The organism is Acidobacteriota bacterium, from assembly GCA_016196035.1.
Classification (GTDB): Bacteria; Acidobacteriota; Blastocatellia; order RBC074; family RBC074; genus JACPYM01.
Map to the genome: position 1 here is coordinate 1 of JACPYM010000065.1, position 15,460 is coordinate 15,460.

13 protein-coding genes are annotated in these 15,460 nt (G+C 58.2%); 1 reads left to right on the top strand and 12 read right to left on the bottom strand.

Features of this window, described 5'->3' with window-relative positions; genetic code table 11:
- Window positions 1–81: 81 nt before the first annotated feature.
- The 12 genes from HY011_19970 to HY011_20025 all read right to left on the bottom strand — a co-directional run bounded on the left by HY011_19970 (window position 82) and on the right by HY011_20025 (window position 13,763).
- A complete protein-coding gene (locus HY011_19970; GenBank protein MBI3425217.1) occupies window positions 82–342 on the bottom strand; it encodes a hypothetical protein in 261 nt (86 codons plus the stop codon).
- 3 nt (window positions 343–345) lie between these two features.
- On the bottom strand, window positions 346–1,668 hold the full coding sequence (locus HY011_19975; GenBank protein ID MBI3425218.1) for an ABC transporter permease subunit: 1,323 nt from the start codon (window positions 1,666–1,668) through the stop codon (window positions 346–348).
- Window positions 1,655–2,356, bottom strand: coding sequence for an ABC transporter ATP-binding protein (locus tag HY011_19980; GenBank protein ID MBI3425219.1), 702 nt, complete (start codon window positions 2,354–2,356; stop codon window positions 1,655–1,657). The genes HY011_19975 and HY011_19980 overlap by 14 nt, the downstream gene beginning before the upstream one ends.
- Window positions 2,357–2,468: 112 nt before the next feature.
- Window positions 2,469–5,465, bottom strand: a complete 2,997-nt coding sequence (locus HY011_19985; protein MBI3425220.1) for a TonB-dependent receptor — start codon at window positions 5,463–5,465, stop codon at window positions 2,469–2,471.
- Between the two features lie 302 nt (window positions 5,466–5,767).
- On the bottom strand, window positions 5,768–5,986 hold the full coding sequence (locus HY011_19990) for a hypothetical protein (protein ID MBI3425221.1): 219 nt from the start codon (window positions 5,984–5,986) through the stop codon (window positions 5,768–5,770).
- 7 nt (window positions 5,987–5,993) lie between these two features.
- Window positions 5,994–7,847 (bottom strand): DUF4097 family beta strand repeat protein, encoded by a 1,854-nt coding sequence (locus HY011_19995; GenBank protein MBI3425222.1) that lies wholly within the window; start codon window positions 7,845–7,847, stop codon window positions 5,994–5,996.
- Entirely contained in the window at window positions 7,777–8,400 is a 624-nt protein-coding gene (locus HY011_20000) for a hypothetical protein (GenBank protein MBI3425223.1), read from the bottom strand. Before HY011_20000 ends, HY011_19995 begins: the two co-directional genes overlap by 71 nt.
- A 125-nt stretch (window positions 8,401–8,525) precedes the next feature.
- A complete protein-coding gene (locus tag HY011_20005; GenBank protein MBI3425224.1) occupies window positions 8,526–9,389 on the bottom strand; it encodes a zf-HC2 domain-containing protein in 864 nt (287 codons plus the stop codon).
- Between the two features lie 74 nt (window positions 9,390–9,463).
- The gene (locus tag HY011_20010; protein ID MBI3425225.1) at window positions 9,464–10,036 is read right to left on the bottom strand and encodes a sigma-70 family RNA polymerase sigma factor; all 573 of its coding nucleotides are present in this window, start codon (window positions 10,034–10,036) and stop codon (window positions 9,464–9,466) included.
- A 176-nt stretch (window positions 10,037–10,212) separates the two neighbouring features.
- Window positions 10,213–10,989 (bottom strand): hypothetical protein, encoded by a 777-nt coding sequence (locus HY011_20015; GenBank protein ID MBI3425226.1) that lies wholly within the window; start codon window positions 10,987–10,989, stop codon window positions 10,213–10,215.
- Between the two features lie 135 nt (window positions 10,990–11,124).
- Window positions 11,125–11,874 (bottom strand): hypothetical protein, encoded by a 750-nt coding sequence (locus HY011_20020; GenBank protein MBI3425227.1) that lies wholly within the window; start codon window positions 11,872–11,874, stop codon window positions 11,125–11,127.
- Window positions 11,875–11,936: 62 nt separating this feature from the next.
- Complete coding sequence (locus HY011_20025) at window positions 11,937–13,763, bottom strand: SPOR domain-containing protein (protein MBI3425228.1); 1,827 nt, start codon at window positions 13,761–13,763, stop codon at window positions 11,937–11,939.
- A gap of 577 nt (window positions 13,764–14,340) precedes the next feature.
- On the opposite strand from HY011_20025, the gene HY011_20030 reads away from it, so the two are divergent.
- Window positions 14,341–15,459 (top strand): VWA domain-containing protein, encoded by a 1,119-nt coding sequence (locus HY011_20030; GenBank protein MBI3425229.1) that lies wholly within the window; start codon window positions 14,341–14,343, stop codon window positions 15,457–15,459.
- Window position 15,460: the final 1 nt, after the last annotated feature.

A 15,460-nucleotide genomic window follows, 5' to 3' on the forward strand; every position in this document is an offset into this window, starting at 1 on the left:
CAGCACAAGCCGTGCGGATGAAGCTGCTGCGCCAACCACAACGTGCAGGCTTCGGCATCTAGGAGATCGTTAAGGGGAAAGTCAATCATTCCCTAAGCTTACCCCTGGCGATGCAAACTGACTACACATGAGCCAAACTTTCTTGCCGCCGTCTTCGACGACCGCCCAATTGCCGACGACGGAAAGGAACCTTGCCGACTCGCCGCCGGCTTTGTCTTTGCTGATGTCCACGCGCGTGCTTTTCGCCTTGGCGGCGGGTTTGGCGTTTTGCGCGCGCAGGGCGGCGACGCTCAGCGCCAGGACTGCCAGCAGCGCGATTCCGAATGCGATGCGATTTTTCATGGGTTAGCTCCTACGAAAGATAGTCAACCACCAGACGGCAAGCACCGCCAGCGGCCAGAGAAAATAAAACAGCCAGTTGGCATAACGTGGTTGCGCCGCCAGCGGGTAGCCCGGAAAGACCGGCTCATTCACAGCGGGCGGCGGCGCGATTTCAACAAGTTGGAAAAGTTGTTCGAGCACGATGGGTTCGGTGGTCGAACGGTTCATCACCTTGCGCCCTTGATACTCATACCAGATTTCGCCGTAATGCTGGCCCGACTCTTCAAACAAGCCGGTGCGGCTTTGCGCGGCATACACGGCGGTGAGTTGCGGCAACAGTCGGCGCAGCTTGTTCAGGATGCTGCGCTCATAATCCATCAGGCGCGGGTCTTCGGCAGCCAGGTTGATCGTGATGCGCAAGGGCGCGCGGATTTGGCGTAAGGCCGTTTCTTCGCCGCGCGTGAAGGAATTGCGCCGGTTCTCGCTGACATCCCAACTCGCCCGCGAGGTCGTGACCAGCGCCAAGGCAACAGTGCTAAGCACCGCCAACCCCAGCGTCAGGCCGCAACGGTTGCGCCACGGTTGCCCGCTATGCCACCAGATGACGGTGAGCGCCAGACCCGCCAGCGTGCACGCCAACAGCACGCCGACCGTGCTGACGCGCAACAAACCCTGTTCAAAGAACCGCAGCGCCGCCGCCGGTGTATAGGCAGCCGCTGCCGCCAGCCAACCACCGCGCCCGAGTGCGATGAAATCGAGCGCCCAGGTGCCTAGCGTAAAACTCAACGTGACAATCGCCGCGCTCGCGGCGCTTTCCGTCAGCGCCGCCGCCGCCATTGCCACCGCCGCGCTTAGCAGCATTCGTAGCCAATGTCCGGCAAAGAGATTGAGCGTTTCCGCCCCAGCCAGATGCCCACCGTAAGACTTCCACAAAATCAGCGCCAGCAGCCCCGGCAGCCAAGCCAGCAGCCAACCGGTGAGCAAGGCCAGCACCTTCGCCGTCAATTGCAGCGGCAATGAAGCAGGGAATTGCAGCGCCAGCTTGAGCGCGCCGCTTTCTTTTTCCGCTGCGATCAACCTTATCGCCACGAAGGGCAGCAGCAAGGTCACGGCCAATTCATAGGCCGCCCAGGTCGGCGCCAGCATTCCATCCAGCGGCGTCAAACCTTGCGGCAGCGCCGCCGGCGCGCCGTTCGCGCCGCTGGCTTCGGCATACAGATGCACGACGGAAATAAAGCCCTGCCCGACGAGCGGCCCAATGACCAGCAGCAAGAGCCAGTACGCGCGCGAGGCCAGCAACTCGCGCCACTCTTTGCCGGCCAGGATGAGCAGCTTAGGTGAGCGCAAGAAAGATGTCCTCCAGATTGCCTTCCGCGAGTTTGGCTTGTGCGCGCAACTCGTCCAGCGTGCCGATGCCAGCGCAGCGTCCTTCGCTCAACAAAACCAAGCGGTCACAGACGCGCGCTGCGTCAATCAGTTGATGCACCGAGAGCAACAGCGTCCGCCCACGTTCGACGTGGCTGCGCAGCAAGGTCATGACCTCGCGCGTTTGCCGCAAATCCAATCCGTCAAAAGGCTCATCCAACATCAGCAGCGGTTGCGGCGTCAACAGCCCCAACGCCAGCAACGCGCGTTTGCGCTCGCCTTTGGAAAGCGTGCCGAGGCGCGCTTGCTTGAGCGACGCAAGTTTGAAGGCGTCCAGCAACGCTTGCGGCTTTACTTTCGAGCCATAAAGTCTGGCGAAGAAATCCAGCGTCCAGCCCAGCTTTTGTTCGGCCCAAGGCGAGATGCCATCGGGGATGTAAAACAACGCGTCTTTGCGTTGTGCGGCAGGCAGCGGGCGATCTTCCCATTGCACCACGCCCGCATCGGCTGGCAGCAAGCCCGCCAGGCATTCAAAGAGCGTTGTCTTGCCCGCGCCATTCGGGCCGATCAAGCCCAATACTTCACCCTGCCGCACACTGAAACTCACGTTTTGTAAGACGGCGCGCGGGCCGTAATGTTTGGTGACGCCGTTGACGTTGAGCAGGTTCATCTTATGGACACGCACAGGATGCGGTACGGGGAGTGGTAGCGACCTGGTACCTCGGCGTCGCACACATTCCGTTACACCAGGTCGCTACCACTCCCCGTACCGCGTTGTTCACTCAAAAGATAAACCGCACTTGCAGTTGGAACATCCGCGGCGGATCAACATTGGCAAAGGCCGGCAGCGCATTCGTTGCCGTGCCCACCGCCACCAATTGACCAAACGTGGTGTTTGGCGTGGCGGCGTCGCCGTAAATCGTCTGCCCGCGTCCGAGGTAGTTGCCGTGATTGAAAAGGTTGAACCCCTCCAAGCGCAGCAAGAGGCTCGCACGTTCTTTCAGCTTGATGCGATTCTCAACGAAGAGCGCCACGTCCTGTGTGGCCGTGCCGCGAAAGGCCGACTTGGCAACCACCTTGCCGTCAATCACGGGCCGGTCGTTGTTCGCGCCGTCGCCGTTGTTGTCCACGCCGGTGGTGGCGTTGAAGGGGCGCGCCGAGGCGAATTGCGAGAGCGTGCCGGCGGTGAAGTTATACGGCAGCCGATAGCTGAACGTGATGACCGCGCGATGCCGCTGATTGACTACACTCAGGCCGCGTTCGACTTCGCCCAGCCGCGCGAGGTTGGGTTCGTTCGGCGCGATGCCGTTGCCATCCGGTTCGGTCGTGTTGGTCGCCTTGGACAGCGTGTAGCTGACGGCGGCATAAATCTTCGCGTGGCCGCGATAGCTGACTTGCGTTTGCAAGCCGTCGTAATCGGCGACGCCGAAATTGGTCAACACATTCACTTGCCGCACGCCGCCGTTGACCGGCAGGATGGGGCGCGTGGCGTTGGCTGCTGCGACGGTGCGCGTCTGGCCGGGCGCGGTGCGGTCAAAGGGCGCGGGCGCATTCAAATCAAACGAGCGATCAATGTTGCTTAAGTGCTGATGCACGTAATCGCCGCCGACAAACAAGCCGTGCACGATTTCGCGTTCCGCGCCGATGGAGACGACTTGGCTGCGCGGGTTCACCAATTCATCGGGATAGTTCGACAGCTTGGTGAAGTCCAGCCCGTACTTCGTAAACTGCGTTTGGTAAAAGCTGCGCAGCCCCGCCCGAATGGTGATGTCGCGCGCGGGCAATTGCGCGGCGGGCAGCGTCTTCGGATCGAGCGGCACCGGCAGGCAAGAGCCGGACAAACACGTCGGAAAGCCCGTCTGGCCGGGCGTGGCGGTGTAAGTCGTCAAGCCGTCCAATCCGTTCACTAAATATCCGGCGACCGCATTGGCGCGAATCTGCGTGTAATACATGCCATAGCCGCCGCGAATCGAAGTGCGCGCATTGCCCCAGGGATGCCAGCCGAAGCCGAGGCGCGGCGCGAAGTTGTTCGTCGCGTCGGTCAAGGTCTGCCGGTCGTAGCGCAAGCCCAGATCAACTGTCAGATCGCGGCGCAAGTGGATGCTGTCCTGCGCGAAACCAGTCACCAGCCATTGCGACAGATCGTAGCTGCTGATGCCGAAGTTGATCGGCTGCTGATAATTCTGTACGTCGGCCAGCGTCAGTTGATCGAAGGGCGCGGTCGTTGTGTTGCGGAACGTGAACGTGCCGAGCACCGCCGTGCCGGGTTCGCTGCCCGTGCCGCCGGAAGTGTGATGGACAATGCTGCCGCCCAAACGCAGATAGTGCTTGCCAATCGTCCAAGATAAGGTGTCAGAGAATTGTGACTGGTAACTGTAAATGTTGGATGAGCGCGACTGGCCAATGGTGAACGGCACATTCCCCGCGCGAGTGTAGGTGGTCGAGAGCGTCTTGGCTTCCCAAAGCGTCACTGGGTCGCCGTGCAGGTAGGCGAAGCGCGCTTCGTTGAGCAAATCGGCATTGATGACTGTCGTGTGATTGAGTTGCGTCGTCCACGAACGGCGCGAATAACGGCGCGCGACGCTGGGCGCATTGGTGCCGCCCACGGCGTCCTGCGGGTTGTCATCGTAAAAACGATCCACGTTGAAGCGCGCCGTCAACGTTTGATTCGCGGTGAGCTTGTGATCCACGCGCCCGTTGAAGAGGAACTGGCGGTAGTGGCCGGTGTAATCAAGCTGCCCATTCGACGGCAACAGGAAAGCAGGCAGCGCGGTCGAGAGAAAGGTCGTGCGGTCTTGCGCCGTGTAATCGGTCGTGGCGAAAAAGAAGGTCTTATCTTTGACGATTGGCCCGCCGAATGTGGCGGAACCTTGCTTCAGCGCATCGGGAATATCCACCGGGTTGATTGCCGTGAGCGTGGTGGGCGTGACGCAACTCGGCACAGACGGCGGACAAAAGTTCTTGGTCGAAAAGGTCTCGGCCTGCCAGCCGCCGGGACGGAACAGGTACAGCCCTTCGCCGTGAAAGCCGTTCGTGCCCGACTTCGTGACGATGTTCAGGGCCGGGCCGGAAGTCCAACCGAACTCGGAAGAGAAGGCGTTCGAGAGCACGTTGATTTCCTGAATCGCGCCCAGTGGCACGGTGGCAATCGCCGTCTGGCGGCCCCAGCCTTCGTCATTGTTCGCGCCGTCGAGCGTGAAGGTGGTGGCGCGGCGCGAACCTACACCGGTGATGAAATAGGTCGCGTTGACGAAGAGATCGCCCGTGCCCTTGCCTTGCCGGAAGGCTGAATTCAGCAGCGGCAGCGTGGTCGCCTTACGGCCTAGAATCGGCGTCTCATCAATGGTTGGGTTGTCGAGGCGGCGACCAATCTGCGCGTCAGCGCGCACGCCATCGGTGGTGCCGAAGATGGCGACTTCCGCCGTTGTGGAGCCGACTTGGAGCTTCACCCTCAGGGTCGCGGTTTCACCCGAACGTAGCGTGATGTCCTTGAGTTCCTGGTTGCTGAAGCCCTGCTTGGACACGCTGACCGTATAGGTTCCTGTCAGCGCGAGCGCGGGCAGCGTGGCGTTGCCCGCGCTGTCCGAGACGGCTTCGCGCACCGCGCCGGTCGCGGCGTTCGTCACGGCAACTTTGGCGTCTTTGATGACAGCGCCGGTTTGATCGCTCACGCTGACGATCAGTGCTGACGTATTGGGCGATTGCGCGGCGGCTGGCGCGGCCATCAAGGCCAAGAGCGCCAGCAACGGCAGCAAGCTCAGGCGATGCTTGGTGGTCATATAAATTCCCTCGTTGTTTTTGAGAATCGCTTCTCTCAATCGTTCTACTCGGATTTGATCGTTTGTTTGCGGATTGGTGCGTCAATCGTGCAGATGGCCTGATCTTACGAGGCAGGATGAATTACTACCAGTGATCGTAGCTGAACCCTGTGGCTGTGCATGATGGCGGGACAGTACCGCGCGCGTAAGCAAGCGGCGGCATCAAGCTTGCCCTCTTGGCTGAGCTGCCAACGGAACGCTTGCTCACACGTGCGGTACTGTCCCGCTGCGCGCTTTTACCGTAGACCTGAGTGAAAACCGAGCTAAACAGCACGCGATGTGGCCGGGCTGGAATTCGCCGAACGCAGCAGCAGATAGCAAATGATTGCCAGCAGCGCCACGAACGCAACAAAGACAATGATTTTTAGAATCCCCAGCACCGTGGTGAGAATCAACAGTCCGCGCCGCGCGCTCTCAAACACCAGCAACAGCGTCGTCGCCAGTGAAACCAGGGAAGCGACCAATTTGAATAGAAAACCCATTGCTGCGTTACTCCTCGTTACTCGCCAAGGCCAAGCCCGCCGCCTGTAGCTCGATGTCGCCACTGGCCGAGCGCAAACTGACCAGCGGCGCCGCGCCAGCGGTTGGTGGATTGGCATTGACCGATTTTTGATTGCGTTCGAGCGCCAGCCATTCAAAACCCCGCGCCCGCAAACGGCCCGAGGTTGTGCTGGCGTCGAGCCGAAACAGAATGTCGCGCGGCAAGCTCAGGCGCGTTTGACCGTTTTCATTGCTGGCCGTAAGGTCGCCCGCCAGTTCGTCATTGTGTGTAAGAGTGATTTTGCCGTTGCGCGATTTGACGCTGAGCGAACCGGCAAAATTTTGTACGGCAATGTCGCGCGTCGCTTCGATCTGAATCGCGCCTTTCAAATCCACCGCCGTCACCGCGCCGTTTTCCGCCGTGACGTGCACCGCGCCATTGCAGCGGGTTAATTTGATTGACTCATTCGTAGTGGCGATTTGAACGTCACCATTTACGCCCTCAGCCTCAACGCGCGAGTGGTTCGCCTTGACGAGTAAGTTGCCAGTGAGATTGCTCACGCTGGCGCGCGTGTTGCTCAATTCATCAAGCGTAACCAGGTTCTCTGCGGCAGGGAAGCCGACGGGCGCTTGGACTTCGCGCAACTCAAGCCTGCTGTTCGCAATGCTGGCGCGCACCGCACCCGTTAGTTGTTTGATTTGATAAGCGCCGCCCTCTGCCCGTAAGACCAGCTTGCCTTTGATCTCGCTCAGGCTCGCCCCCGCGCGCAAATTGTTGAGGGTCAAATCACCTTCGTGTTGCGCGACTTCGACGCGGCCGCGCGGGTCTTCGACGGTCAGCGCGCCCCGATTGCGCGCGCTGCTGACACTTCCGCAATTGCGCAGCAATTGTTCGCCACGCAAGTCCGCCAGCTTGACCGCGCCAGAGGCTTCGTTGATCTCGATGTTCGCCGTCTGCTGCGTTGGCAATTCGATCAGGAGGGAGGTGGAATACGTTTCTTTCACACGCTCGGCGTTGAGCACGAATTGCACTGTGCTCGCGTTGGCGGCGATTTGCAGGTGAATTTGCCGGGCGATGTCGCGCGCCTTTTCTTCGCTGCTGGCGCGGATGTGTTTGATGAGCTTGGCCGTGGCCTGGGCCGTCGCCGCGCCACGGATTTCAATGTCGCCATTGAACGTGTTGAAGAGCAGCCGCGCGTTGGCGGGCAGCTTGAAAGGTTGCGGCGCTTCGTCATCAACTCTGATCGGATTGCCAAGAACGTATTCGCCGACGCCTCCGATTGCGCTGATGCGCTCATTGACGCGCGCGAGCAGTTGGTTGTTGCGGCTGACATAATTGGCGCTCAATCCAGTGCCCGCAATCAGCAGCATGACAAAGATCGCGCCGGGACTGAGAGCGCGTGCCTGTTTGCTCAAGGGCGCTGTGGCCGTGTATTGGCGCAGCACGCGGCCCATCACAAAAGCCAGCAGAAACCAGAACCAATACCGCCCAATGATCGCTGTCAGGGAAGTTTCGCCGCGCAGGTTGATCGCCAGCAGGCTGCCGCCCAATGTCGTTAATAAGAGACTGCCGACCGGCGAGCGCGGATGGCGGTCAATGGCATAACCAGCCAACCGCACCAACCCTGCCAACACAAGGAAGAGCGGCCAGAATGTTTTGAGCATTTGCACCGCGTAGGCTTGCTCTGAAGCTCTGAAAAAGAAAACGCCCAAGCCGATTAACGCCACCCCCAGTAGAAATGTCGCCACTCGTTTGAGCATGATTACTTCACCGCGCCTTCCCCGTGACGTTTCAGCGCCATTGATCGAAACGGCGTTCGGCCCGGCGCTCGGCATTGACCAGATTGTTTTCGACACGTTCATACGGCGCGCCGATGACCGAGGGCGGATGGGCGGGCAGGTTTGGCAGCAGCGCCGGTTCCGTCCGCTGTTGCCGGTAATTGCGCAGTAAGAAAAGCCCCGCCAGAATCAAGATCAGGGGCCAGAAGCGTTGCACTTGATACGGATAAAAAAGATTGAGCAAGGTCAACACGCCAACGCCGGTCAGCATTGCGCCGAGCGTCGTCGTGTTCTCGCGCAGCATCCGTTTCAAGGCTTCGTCTTCGTGGCGCAGGTCTTCGCCCAATGAAACCCGGTGAGCAGTGCGCACCGCATCGTAGATCGAGAAGATATAGAAGGCCGCGCCGCCCAGAAACAACGGCAACTCGACCTGATGCGAGAAGATGTCCCCCAATTGCCAGAGGCTGATGGGGATGATGAAGTGCAAAAGCGATTTGATGTTCTGGCCGTTATACGCCGCGCCCAGCCCCGGGATGATGCCGAAAAGGCCCGCTATCAGCGGTGAACGCGCCGCCAGCGCAGGATTGACCGCAGCGCCGCCTTGTTGTTGACGGCGCAACGTTTCAACCCCGGTCACAATGCAATCCTGACAATAAGGGATGCCTTTGATGCGATGGTCACACGCTGTACAAAGACTGCGCTGGCAGCAGGCGCAATTGGCGGACGCCGGATTAGTTGAATGGAACGCGCAATTCATCAGAGTCAACGCTGCTCGTATCGCACAGCCTTTTGCAATTTGGGTGATGGGGCAGCCTGCGGCGCTTGTTCGGTAACCGTCGTGGCAGGTTGCAAGGGGTTCGGAGACGGTTCGGGCGCGGACGGTTTGGGCTGTTCGGTCGAAAGCACATGGCCCAATTGAAACGAAGCCCGCGCCAAACTATTTCGCGCCTGTTCGCTGGTTTGGTTGAATTCACTGAGCAGCCGTCCGGCACGCCCGTTGGCATGAGAGGCGAAACTTTCAAAGCTGCCAAAGCGCACGGAAACCAACAAGAGAATGGACGCCAGAATCAACCATGCGGCGGCCCATTGCGGCGCAAACACGCGCGCGGCAACTGTCCCCAGCAAACCGAAGCCGCCGAATTGTGACCAGAAAGTTTTGGTTTGTTGGCCGACCGTGGCCGAGACAATCCGCTCGGGCAAAGTGCTGGGCATCTCGACTTCCAGTTCTTTGACTTCGCGGCACATCTCAATGGCTTCTTCGATGCCCGCCATCAGACGGCGGCATTTGTGGCAATGTTCAAAATGCGCCTGGAAGGCCTGATGATCGGGCGCGAGCATCACGCCGTCAAAGTAACGTTCGATGAGCCGGTCGAATTCGCCGCAACTGAGCATCTCGCCCGCCGTGGTGGCCGCCAGGATGCGGGTTTCCAGTCCCGTCAACTCGGCCGCTTCGCCTTCGACAAACGCCAAACTGCCCATCATCTGCACCGTCTCACGGACATCGGTGTACAACTCGCGGCACTCGCGGCAAATCAGCCGATGCCCCGCGCATTCGGCCCGCACCCGCGCATCAAGCGCGCCGTCGAGATAATCAGAAAGTAAATCTTGGAAATCTACGCAATTCATTTTGTGAATCGGTTGTCGGTTGTCAGTAGTCAGTAACGGGTAAGCTACTGACTACTGACTGCTGACTACTTTAGTTAGAGCGTTTCGACGACTTTCATCCGTCGTAAAATCTTCGCCAGTTCGATGCGCCCGCGATTGATGCGCGATTTGACCGTGCCGATGGGGATGCGCAGGATGTCTACGATCTCTTGGTAAGTCAGTTCTTCGATGTCGCGCAAGATCACGCATTCGCGCAAATCGGGTTGCAACTTGGCAATCGCCGCGTGCACCTGTTTGGCGCGTTCGCCGCGTTCGACGCCGCGATCTGGGGCGTCGTGACGGCTTTCCAAGTGATAGGAATGGTCTTCGAGATCATCGCCGAGATCGGTGGGCGTGCGCCCCCGGCGGCGGTAATCGTCAATGACCAGGTTGCGGGCCAGCCGCATCAGCCAATTTGCCAGATCGCCGGCCAGCGGGTCGTACTGTTCGAGGGAACGGTAGACGCGCACGAAGACTTCCTGGGTCAAATCCTCAGCGGCTTCGTGGCGGCCCGTAAAGCGATAGGCCAGGTTGTAAACGCGCCGGGAGTAATCGTGTACGACCTGTTCCCATGCGGCGCTGTCGCCCGCACGGCAACGGCGCACTAATTCTGCATCCGAGATGTTCACAGATGCTCTTGCTCCTAGATTGCTTTGGTCTCTGCTAATCAAGGTCTTTACCTCTGGGTTATGAACCTCTAGTCCCAATTGTGTGGGTTATCTGTCTCCGGGGGCGATAACGTTGCGCGTTGGAAAAAGGTTCAGATAATTGTCCGGCAAGCCATCAGTTGCGCACTACTTGCCACTTACTTGATCGCTTTGACATTCGCTGGTTTGGCAAACAACTCGTCCGGCACCGGCGCGTCAGGCTGTACCGCCTGATAGTTGATGCGGCTCTCCTGAATGCCGTCTTTGTAAAAATCCACGATGTTGGGAAACTTAATCCCGCCATAATTGATATATTGAAAATATCGCACCTCGCGTTTGCTCAAGCCCTTACCATCGGCTTTTTCGTAGCTCAAGCTCATCGGCAAATGCGTGTAGCGGTCAAGCATCAGCATAACGACCCGCTCCGGGGCGAGCGTGATTTCAACAACGTCAGCGCGTTCACCGGGACGAGTCTCTTGTCGTCCATAAAAACGGATTTCGATGCCGGGGGTAATGGCAGCCACGCGCAGGATATGATCCAGCTCATTTTCGTTGCCTTCGAGAAAGTCTTTAATTTGCTTTTCGGATTGATCCTTGAGCGTTTCAGCGTCGCCATCATAAACCCAGCCGGTTTTCCCCACATTCACCTGAATGGTGCGGTCTTTCTTTTTTCCTTTGCCAAATTCCACCCGTTCCTTGTCGGGGTAAACGAGCCAATCGAGAAAGGTCTTGGGGGAAGTGGGATTCCCCTGGTCGAAGGGCGTGTATTGGCCGCTGGCGTGCAGTGTTTTGAATTTGAGGTAAGCGTCGCCGCCACGCGCTGTAATGGCCTGTTTTAGCAATTCACGTCCGCGCGTGATGTTTTGCGGATCTTTCGGATCGGCAATTTGCGCGAATGTGGAGGGCGTGAACACGGTCAGCAGTATCAGTAGCATTTCCGTGATGAGCCAAGAGAAGATGGTTTTGCCTTGAACTGTATGCACAGCTTACTCCGCCTAAAAAGAATTGATAACGATGATGCGGGCGGGATTATACAGCCAGTGTGACCGATTTGATAAGCAAGGGGCGGGTTAGTCGTTTGCAGACAGCACAGATGAAAAACGGCTGTTGGAACTTTGCGCCGTGCGGCGAATGATCTCGGCGGCGACTTCCAGTTTTTCACTGTCATTGAGCATCTCAAAGGTGCTCAACACGCGCTGCTTCAACGAATCACGCCACGTCCAACGCGTCAGCACGCCGGAGTTGAGCAATTTGTCGGCGATCTGCTGGCCGAAAATGCGGTCGTATTCGGACGGCGCGGGGTTCACCAGATACGAGACCATGAACTTGAGCACATCCGTTTGCAGTTTGGTATCGCTGACCGTCGTGCTGTAAACCTCTTTGAGCATAGGTACCGCCTCGAAAAAGGTATGCGCGGGAATCTCGCGGTCAGTGGCTGACGAGAGCAGTAACAGGAATTCCGGCTCAAACGGCAACAGGCTCTGATAAGAGAATTCCGTCCAGGTTAAGGCGCGGTTTTCATTGAGCTTCAACCGATTGGCGTTGCCGTCACCGAGCACCACGACCAATGCGTATTGCATCTGGGCGGCTTTCAGTTCGTTCAGGCGCGTTTGATACTCGAACTCAGAATGGGCCGTGATGACATCCGTGTGAATCAGGTCGGCATGCAGGTTCGGAAGCTGATTGGCTGTGCCGCTCAAAAGCGGATCAATGGTTTCCGGATTGCACTCCAACACCAGGACAGAGTGACTCTTATCCAGGCTACGCCCCAGGATGGCGTAATCATTCAAATTATGTGTTTGTCGTTGTAGCTCCGGCATCGTCGCCCTCCACATTGCACCTGCGACCCACACCAGACACCCGGCACCAGCACCAAGCAGTTCTAATTCGTTTTCACCTTCTCTTCGTAGCGCAGAATCATCCCGCGATCACCCACCGCCCAACCTTTGTGCGTGGATAAAAAGTAGACGCCGCGAATGCGGTTGCCGCGCGCCACGAAATCATATTGCCACGAGGCCCCGCCGTTATCCGTGCGCATCAGCGTCGTATCGTAAACCACCGCATCGGCGCCGCCTTCGCGCGGAGCCGCCGCCGCCGTCCAGCCGATGCCCGGCGTGAGGAATTGGGTGCTGTGCGCGGCCCGGCTGGGCGTGCGGTATTGTTCCCAATTCTTGCCGCCATCGCGCGTGTGCAGCGCGAAAAAGAAACGCCCCTCGCCGTCCATCATTTCCCCGGTGACGCTGCCCGTCTGCTGATCGCTGAAGCGCACGGAATGAAAAACGCCGGGCGTAAAACGGCCCGAACTATGCTGGGTTTGCACTGTCAGGGCTAAGCGCTTCCAACTCGTGCCGCCGTCGCTGGTGACGAAGATGCCACCGATGTGGCTTTTGGCCCGGCCATAAAAATTGCCGATCAACCAGCCTTGTTGCGAGTTCAGAAAATAGATGTCACGGAAACCAAAGTTGTAATTGGACGATTCTACCGGTAATCCGATCACTTTTTCTAAATCCGTATAGGGTTTCCATTCATTGCCCCCGTCCTCCGTCCTTAAAATCGTGGCGTTTTTCCCAACCGCCCAGCCATGCTGCGTATCGGTAAAGAAAACGCTTAAGATGTTGGGCAGGGATTTCTTTTGCCAGGAACGTCCGCCATTGGTGGTGCTCAGGACGATGGTTTCGGGTTCGCCATCATCGCGCCGGTTGATCTCGCCGAGCATCCAGCCGTTGTTCCAATCCACAAATTGAATCTGCGTGATGTTGGCGGCGGCGGCGCTCAACAAAGGCTTCCAGGTTTTGCCGCCATCGGTCGTGCGATACACCGCGCCCGCGTCGCCCGCCGCCCAGCCGGTCATCGAATCCACAAAGTAGATCGCCCGCAGGTTTTTGTCCGTCGCCGTGGTCTTGCGCACGATTTTCCAATTGTGGTTGGTGATGTCCATTTCACCCAGCGCGTCGGTGATAGGCGGGCCGGCAATGCGTGCGGCCGCCGCGACTTTCTCCGCCTCTTTCTCCGCATTGGTCGCTCTGCCACCTGTCGGCTCCGGTTCCCCTTTCGGTTCAGTCTTGGGCTCGTTCTTTGGATCCGGGGGCTTGGTTGGTTCGACAGGTTTCGTTTCAACCAGCGGCGTAGTTTTGGGATCGTGCGCCGCCGTTATTTGTGTTTGGGCCGGATTGGTTTTTACTTCGGCTGACGGCTTGCCGGAATTAGGTGCACCAGCGGTTTTTTCAGACGGATTCGGCAGCACTTTTGCGGGCGGCTTGTCCGCATTCAACGCGAGTTCTTTATCATTTTTGGCAGGCTTGGCAGGCTTGGCAGGCTTGGCAGGCTCAGGTCTGGTTGGCCTGGCTGATTCAGGCTTTTCCGCAGTGACCGGCGTTTCGCGGTGGGTTTCTGTGGGCGTCTCATACAACGTGATGATGTATTCCTTGATCCCGCCACGTTTGAGCGCGAGTTCGGCCTGTTGCTTCGCCTCTTCCTGATTACTGTAGCGTCCGAAACGCACACGGTAACGCGTGCCTTTGCCAGGGACGGTGGCTTTGACCAAATGGCCCTTGAGTCCGGCGGCGGCGAGTTTGGTCAGTTCTGCCTGGGCTTCCGCTTCGGTGGGCATCGAAGCGGTTTGCACGGTGAAAAGACGTGCTTGCGCCCAGCCTGTCAAACAGTATGCAGACAAGAGCAACATGGGGAAAATGATGCGGAACTTATTCATTGTTGATCTCTGCTCCTGAAACTCAAGCACCGCTGGCGGCAAATTCAAGACAGGGCTGAATCATAATTTCGTCTTTGCTCGAATTTGTCAGCGTGGTCTGCGCCGGACTCGCCCCAGCGCATGATTCTTCGCGACAGCAAGCGGAATTGATTTAAGCGGGCAACGGGGTAAATGACGCGGCGAACTATAGCACCAAAGCCGGCCCTTGTCGTGGCCTGACTTTCTGAAAGGCGGGCTGTCAAAGTTTTTGCGTAAGGACGTTTTTGAAAGAACGTGTGGCTCGCGTAGGCGTAGCGCAACCCGCCGAGGTTGCGCGGTATTGCAGCTACGGCCAGGGCTTCACTTGCGACAGCGCGCAACTTCGGCGGGTTGCGCTACGCCCGCCGGTGCATCCGTTTCTCCCCGCGCAAAACTTTGGCGCGCAGCCCTTTTCCAGGTTAGACAATTCCGGCAAGCGCTGCGGTTTACTTCGTTCTGCGCGGTAGATGTATAATACCGCCTCTCGTGAACGAAGACATCACGCACAATTTACGCAACAGCCTTTGGCTGGCGCGCTCGTTTTGAGAAGGGAAAGTTTATGCTGCAACCATCGCCAATTCGTCTCGCTTTGCTTTTTTGTTTGGGCACCTGTCTGGCCGCCTTACCGCCAGCCGCCGCGCAACAAACTCCGCAATCGCCTCCCACGACCAAACCCGCGCCCCAGAACAAAGACAACCGGTCGGACAGCAAAGACAAACAGAAAAAACCGCCCAATCGGGCCGATTCCAAAGCTGACCAGCCGACTGACAAGGATGATGTCGGCATCAAAATTAATACCGATTTGGTCTCGCTCGACGTGAGCGTGATTGACCAGAACAATACGCCGGTCTTCAATCTCGACAAAGACGTCTTCGCCGTTTTTGAAGACAAGGTCAAACAACAAATTGATAGCGTTAGCCGTGAAGAAGTGGCGCTCAGTTTCGGCTTGGTGATTGATACTTCCGGCAGTATGCGTTCCAAGCTGCAAATCGTCACCGATGCCGGGCTAGGTATCATCAAAACCATGCGGCAGGATGACGAAGCCTTCGTCGCGCAATTCAAAGCCGAGCCGGAACTCGTGACCGACTTCACCCACGACAAGCGCGAATTGGAAGAGGCGCTGGGCGAACTTTACACCAGCAGCGGCACAGCCTTGCTCGACGCCATCATCGCCACCGGCGACTATGCGCACGAGAAAGGGAAGCAGCGCCGCAAGGCCATCATCGTCATCACCGACGGTGTCGAAAAGAACAGCGCCGTCAAAGAAAAAGAAGTGCTCGACGCGATCAAGGAAGACGAAGTGCAGGTTTACCTGGTTGGCTTTGTGGACGAAGACGATAGCGGCGGTATCTTCGGCAAATCCGGCGCGAAGAAGGCCAAAGATTTGTTGCAACGCATCGCCGATGATTCGGGCGGGCGGGCCTTTTTCCCCAAAGATGTCAGTGAGATGGGCGAGATTGCCAAACAAATTGCCAAAGACCTGCGCACGCAATATGTCCTCAGTTACTACCCCTCGAATGACAAACGCGACGGCTCATTCCGCTCCGTCAAAGTTCAAGTCGCACCCAAGGACAATCGCAAACTGATCGCGCGCACGCGCCAGGGCTATTACGCCAAGAATGAAAAGGGCGAAACGGTGCAAGGCAGCAATCGGAAAACGCGCGGCAGCAACCCCTAAC

What these genes read in the sequence shown, in the direction of transcription:
- HY011_19970 (MBI3425217.1), bottom strand. Translation starts at nt 342, where the DNA reads ATGAAAAATCGCATCGCATTCGGAATCGCGCTGCTGGCAGTCCTGGCG.
- HY011_19980 (MBI3425219.1), bottom strand. Translation starts at nt 2,356, where the DNA reads ATGAACCTGCTCAACGTCAACGGCGTCACCAAACATTACGGCCCGCGC.
- HY011_19985 (MBI3425220.1), bottom strand. Translation starts at nt 5,465, where the DNA reads ATGACCACCAAGCATCGCCTGAGCTTGCTGCCGTTGCTGGCGCTCTTG.
- HY011_19990 (MBI3425221.1), bottom strand. Translation starts at nt 5,986, where the DNA reads ATGGGTTTTCTATTCAAATTGGTCGCTTCCCTGGTTTCACTGGCGACG.
- HY011_19995 (MBI3425222.1), bottom strand. Translation starts at nt 7,847, where the DNA reads ATGAACGTGTCGAAAACAATCTGGTCAATGCCGAGCGCCGGGCCGAAC.
- HY011_20005 (MBI3425224.1), bottom strand. Translation starts at nt 9,389, where the DNA reads ATGAATTGCGTAGATTTCCAAGATTTACTTTCTGATTATCTCGACGGC.
- HY011_20015 (MBI3425226.1), bottom strand. Translation starts at nt 10,989, where the DNA reads ATGCTACTGATACTGCTGACCGTGTTCACGCCCTCCACATTCGCGCAA.
- HY011_20020 (MBI3425227.1), bottom strand. Translation starts at nt 11,874, where the DNA reads ATGCCGGAGCTACAACGACAAACACATAATTTGAATGATTACGCCATC.
- HY011_20025 (MBI3425228.1), bottom strand. Translation starts at nt 13,763, where the DNA reads ATGAATAAGTTCCGCATCATTTTCCCCATGTTGCTCTTGTCTGCATAC.
- HY011_20030 (MBI3425229.1), top strand. Translation starts at nt 14,341, where the DNA reads ATGCTGCAACCATCGCCAATTCGTCTCGCTTTGCTTTTTTGTTTGGGC.